This is a genomic window from Pseudonocardia sp. (assembly GCF_025965585.1).
GTDB lineage: Bacteria > Actinomycetota > Actinomycetes > Mycobacteriales > Pseudonocardiaceae > Pseudonocardia.
The window spans coordinates 1-5,067 of record NZ_JAOPWR010000552.1; the positions used below are offsets into that span (position 1 = coordinate 1).

Consider the following 5,067-nt stretch of genomic DNA (forward strand, 5'->3'; position numbering starts at 1 on the left):
GGTCCTGGCGGCCGGGCACGTGACCAGTAAAGGCCACCCCCGCCCGGCGGCGTACCTCGGTCTGGTCCGACCGGTGCCTCCGGTCGTGGTGAGGACCGGCTGCTGGTCGAGCAGGTCCGCACCGGGCACCCCACCACGCTGGGCGCCGCCCCCGGTGCCGTTGCCGGGCTGATGGCCATCACCCCCGCCTCCGGGTTCGTGGACCGCGGTGCCCGCGCCGAACTGGGCTGTCCTGCACGGTGCCCGCGGGGTGGGCGGAGGAGTTCCACGCGGTGCTGGCCGCGTACCGCGCGGGCACCGACCTCGGCAGGGGAGCGGATCACCGCCCGCCACCTGCGCCGGCTGACCGACCCGAGGGCCCGGCTGACCGACCGCCCGACGCCGGAACGTGCTGCACGCGGTCCCGGTCGGCGACCAGGGCGCCGACGTCGACCACGTCGTGCTCGGCCCCGCCGGGGTGGCCACGGTCGACACCAAGCATCACCCCGGGGCCACCATGTGGGTCGGGGCCCGCTCACGGCTCGTCCAGCACGGTGATGGCCAGGGCCGGGCAGACCGCGGCCGCCTGCCGGACCGCCTGGTGCAGCTCGGGCGGTGGGTTGTCGTCGAGCAGCGTGACGATGCCGTCCTCGTCGCGCTGGTCGAACACCTGCGCCGTGGACAGCACACACTGTCCCGAGCCGACGCACTTGCCTTGGTCCACGATCACTCGCATGGCGTTTCCTCGATGGTTCTCTCTGGGTTCTCGCGGTGGGTTCAGGGTGTTTCCGCACGGTGGGTCGACCAGGTGACGGGCAGTTCGTAGACGCCGTAGACGCCCGAGTCGTGTTTGAACGGGATGTCGGCGAGGTCGGCGCCCAGCCGGAGGGTGGGGATGCGCCGGTAGAGGGTGCCGTAGACGACCTGCAGTTCCACCCTGGCCAGGGGTTGGCCCAGGCATTGGTGCACCCCGAACCCGAAGGCGACGTGTGCGCGGGCGTCGCGGTCCAGGTCCAGGGCGTCGGGGTCGGCGAAGGCCTGCTCGTCGCGGTTGCCCGCCTCGGTGGCCAGGACGACGCCGTCGCCGGCGTGGACGAGCTGGCCGCCGATCTCAACGTCGGCGAGCGCGACCCGGCGCCGACCCATGTGGACGATGCTGAGGTAGCGCAGCAGCTCCTCGACCGCGGCGCGGATCACCGCGGGGTCGGTGGTGGCGCGCACCTTGGTGAGCTGGTCGGGGTGTTGTAGCAGGGCCAGTGTGCCCAGCGCGATCATGTTCGCGGTGGTCTCGTGGCCGGCCACGAGCAGCAGGCTTGCCATCCTGGCCAGCTCGCGCTGGGTCAGCTGCCTGGTGCGGACCTGCTGGTGGGCCAGCCGGGAGAGGAGGTCGTCGGTGGGGTGGGCGAGCTTGTCGGTGATCAGGCCGTCCAGATAGTCGTTGAGGGTGTCCTGGGCGTGCCGGGCCACCTCCGGCGGGGTGCCCCGGTTGATCAGCAGCTTGCTGGTGTGCTGGAAGAAGTCGTGGTCGGCGTAAGGCACCCCGAGCAGGTGGCAGATCACCAGCGAGGGCACGGGCAGGGCGAACGCCTGCACCAGGTCGACCGGGGTGGGACCGGCCAGCATCTGGTCGATCAAGTCGTCCACGATCTGTTGGATCGCCGGGCGCAGCGTCTCGACCCGTTTGATGGCGAACGTCGCGGTCACCATCCGGCGCAGCCGGGCGTGCTCGGGGTCGTCCATGTTGATGAAGGTCCGCGCCGTCGTGCGGCGTTCCCGCAGCCCGGCACTGACGTGCGGGTAGCCACGAGCCGTGGTGTCGGAGCTGATCCGCGGGTCGGCCAGCAGGGCGCGCTGGTCGGCGTAGCGGGTGACCAGCCACGGGGTGCTGCCGTCCCACAGCCGGACCTGGGTGATCGGCGCTTGCGCCTGCAACGCCCGCAGGGCCGGCGGCGGATCGAACGGGCAGCCGGCCGCCCGCGGCATCGGATACTCGGGAATGTCGACCGGAGCCCCGACTGTCGGGTTCGTCGCTGTCGTGGTCATTGTTCGCCTCCACCGGATGCGGTTCCATTACCTGGCGTTTGTTCGAGCAGGGGTGTCGAGCTCGCGTCGGCGAGCTGCTGCGCGGCGGCCTCGAGGGACGACCGAGATCTGGACCGACATCGGAGCACTCCCTGCGCCGACAGCAGCGTCGGTCGCGCCGACGGGTTCACTCTCGTACCGACGCAGGCGGGTCGCCCCCGGGTAGGACCCGGGTTCGATCCCTGGCTCGCCCGAACCGGGCACCGGCAGACCGGCGGGCTGAGCGCCCCCGCCGCCGGACGGTGAGCGCACGGCGGGGGGTTGGGCCGGCTACTCCGGCACGGCCGGTCCGGGGTGGGGGAGTGCTTCTCGGAGCTGTCGACGGGAGCTGATGTCGAGCTTGGTGAACACCTTGCGCAGGTGCCACTCAACGGTGCGGGGGCTGAGGAACAGCTGGGCGCCGATCTCACGGTTCGTCTGCCCGTCGCGGGCCAGGCGAGCGATCTGCGCCTCCTGCGCGGTGAGCTCCGCGGCCGTCTGGGCCGCGGGTTTGCGCACCGTCTCGCCGGTGGCCAGCAGCTCGCGGCGGGCGCGCTCGGCGAACGCCTCGGCCCCGCTGCGGCGGAACGTGGCGTGGGCGGCGCGCAGTTGCTCGCGGGCGTCCAGCCGGCGGTTCTCCCGGCGCAGCCATTCGCCGTACAGCAGGCGCGCGCGGGCGCGATACACCGCGCTGCCGGGGCGGGCCAGCCGCTCGATGGCCTCCCGGTAGAGGTCCTCGGCGGCCGGGCCGTCGCTGAGCAGGGCGCGGGAGCGGGCTTGGATGCCCAGGGCCCACTGGGTGCCGCTGGCGCGGGTGCGTTCGTCCAGCCGCCGCAGGGCGTCGGCGGCCACCTCGGGGCGGCCGCTGCGGGCGCCCGCCTCGACCAACTCGATGAGGGCCCATCCGAAGACACTCAGATCCTCGTACTCACATGCCCGTTGGGCGGCGGCGAGGGCCGCTTCGTAGCGGCCGAGACCGTTGTCCAGCACCGCGGCCGCATAGTCCGCGATCGTGATCGGCAGGCCCTCGCCCCTGAGGGTCGCGTCCTGGACACCGGCGTCGATCAGCTCCGCTGCTCGGGCATGCTGGCCACGCCAGGCGGCGAGCCATGGCGAGATGTATCCGAGGGGCGCATTACCGGTCACCTGCGTGATCGAATCCGCCTCGTCGAGCAGCGCCGCCGCGACGGCGAACTCCCCGGCGCTCACGTGCACACCGGCGCGGTAGCTCAGCGCGAGGGGAAGGATGGTGAGCGCGCCCGCCTTGCGCGCGAGCCGGACCTGGCGGGCGGTCAGCTCGTACCAAGCCTCGTCGTCCCACAGATCCGGCGCGATGAGGCACGCCAGTCCATACCAGCGCAGGTCGAGATCGCCACCGTCATCCTGTCGGCGAAACGCCTGCAGCGCTTGTTGGAGCGGGGGCACGGCTGCCGCGTAGCCCTGGGTGAACCGCGTCGCCAGACCATCCAGCAGCAGGTCGATAGCCCGTGGCGGCTGCCGTGCCGGCGGCGCGGCGCGGGCGGCCTCGGCGGCCTCGGCCACCCCGCTGCCGCTGCCGAAGCGGCCGGTGAAGATCGCGGTCGAGAGCGCTTCGAGGTAGGTCTCCCGCGCCAGCGCGACGTCGAGAGGTGCGAGGCGTTCGGCGGCCTTGAGCAGCAACGGGGGAGCGTCGCGGCCGCGCCTTTGGGCGAACGCGATCTCGGCGCGCAGCCGCTCCAGCCGAGCGCGCTGAAGCTCGTCGAGCGGGCCCAGCTCCGCGGTCGCGAGCAGCTCGGAGGCCGTGTCCGGTGCGCCGGCCTCGAACTTGGCCTGCGCCGCGGCGAGCGCCCGCGCGGACCGCCGGGTGGGATCGGGCGTGAGCTCGGTCGCCCGCTCCAGGAACGCGGCGGCCGCCGCGACACCGCCGCGGGCCTGCGCCCGGTCCGCCGAGCGCTCCAGCTCGCCCGCCACCGCCTCGTCGGACCCGACCACCGCGTGCGCCCGGTGCCACGCTCGGCGATCGGGATCACTGTCCGGGTCGGTCACCTCGGCCAGCGCGCGATGCACCTGCTGACGGTCGCGCAAGGAGGCAGCCCGGTAGACCGCCGAGCGCATCAGCTGGTGACGGAACCGCACCCGGGCCCCGACCTCGATCAGCCCCGCCTCCTCCGCGAGTGCCGCGGCGTCGGCGCCGATCCCCAGTCGCTCGGCCGCCCGCCACAGCACAGTCACATCGCCTGACGGGTCCGCGGCCGCCGTGAGCAGAAGCCGCCGTGTCTGATCCGGGAGCGACTGAAGCCGCCGCACGAAGCTGTGCTCGATCCGACTCGCCAGGGGCCGCGGGTCCGGGAACCCGAAGCCGCCGGCCAGCTCCGCCGGGGTCAAGCCCCCGGGCAGTTCCAGCAGGGCGAGCGGGTTGCCGTGGGTCTCGGCGATGATCTGGTCCCGTACCCGCTCGTCCAGCCGCCCGTGGAGCGCCGACGCCAACAACAGGCGGGCATCGTTGTCACCGAGCCCCTCGACCACCAGCTGCGGCAGGTCGCTCAGCTCGCGGTCGTCGCTGGGCTCCCGCACCGCGAACACCAGGGCGACAGGGTCGGCCAGCACGCGGCGCGCCGCGAACGCCAGGGCCTGCGCCGACGCCCGATCGAGCCACTGCGCGTCGTCGACCAGGCAGACCAGCGGCTGCTCGGTCGCCGCCTCGGACAGCAAGGTCAGGACCGCCAGGCCGACCAGGAACCGGTCCGGGGCGGCCCCTTCGCAGAGCCCGAACGCGGCGCCGAGCGCCTCACACTGCGGGCCCGGTAGGCGGTCCAGCCGCTCGAGCATCGGTGCGCACAGCTGGTGCAGCCCGGCGAACGCGAGCTCCATCTCCGACTCCACGCCGCCGACCTGGGCGATGCGGCAGCCCGCCGCCCGCGCGCGCAGGTAGTCCAACAGGGCGGTCTTACCGGCTCCGGGCTCGCCGTGAAGGACCAGCACCGAGCTCTGACCGGCCCGGACCCGGTCCACCAGTCGGTCCAGCGCCTCGCACTCGCGGCGCCGACC

The 5,067-nt window shown here is 73.4% G+C and carries 3 protein-coding genes and 1 pseudogene; 1 reads left to right on the plus strand and 3 read right to left on the minus strand.

Annotated features, from left to right (window positions below; all coding sequences use genetic code 11):
- Nucleotides 1-99 precede the first annotated feature (99 nt).
- A pseudogene (locus JWR81_RS34030) lies at nucleotides 100-201 on the plus strand (hypothetical protein); the annotation flags it as partial.
- A gap of 313 nt (nucleotides 202-514) precedes the next feature.
- Here JWR81_RS34030 and JWR81_RS34035 read toward each other — a convergent pair.
- The 3 genes from JWR81_RS34035 to JWR81_RS34045 all read right to left on the minus strand — a co-directional run.
- Nucleotides 515-715: a ferredoxin gene (locus JWR81_RS34035; protein ID WP_297662187.1), complete on the minus strand. Its 201-nt coding sequence runs from the start codon at nucleotides 713-715 to the stop codon at nucleotides 515-517.
- 41 nt (nucleotides 716-756) lie between these two features.
- Nucleotides 757-2,022, minus strand: a complete 1,266-nt coding sequence (locus JWR81_RS34040) for a cytochrome P450 (protein ID WP_297662189.1) — start codon at nucleotides 2,020-2,022, stop codon at nucleotides 757-759.
- A gap of 309 nt (nucleotides 2,023-2,331) precedes the next feature.
- On the minus strand, nucleotides 2,332-5,067 hold a 2,736-nt coding region (locus tag JWR81_RS34045; protein ID WP_297662191.1), incomplete at its 5' end, for an AAA family ATPase.

Coding starts and splice junctions, on each gene's coding strand:
- JWR81_RS34035 (WP_297662187.1), bottom strand. CDS start 715: ATGCGAGTGATCGTGGACCAAGGCAAGTGCGTCGGCTCGGGACAGTGT.
- JWR81_RS34040 (WP_297662189.1), bottom strand. CDS start 2,022: ATGACCACGACAGCGACGAACCCGACAGTCGGGGCTCCGGTCGACATT.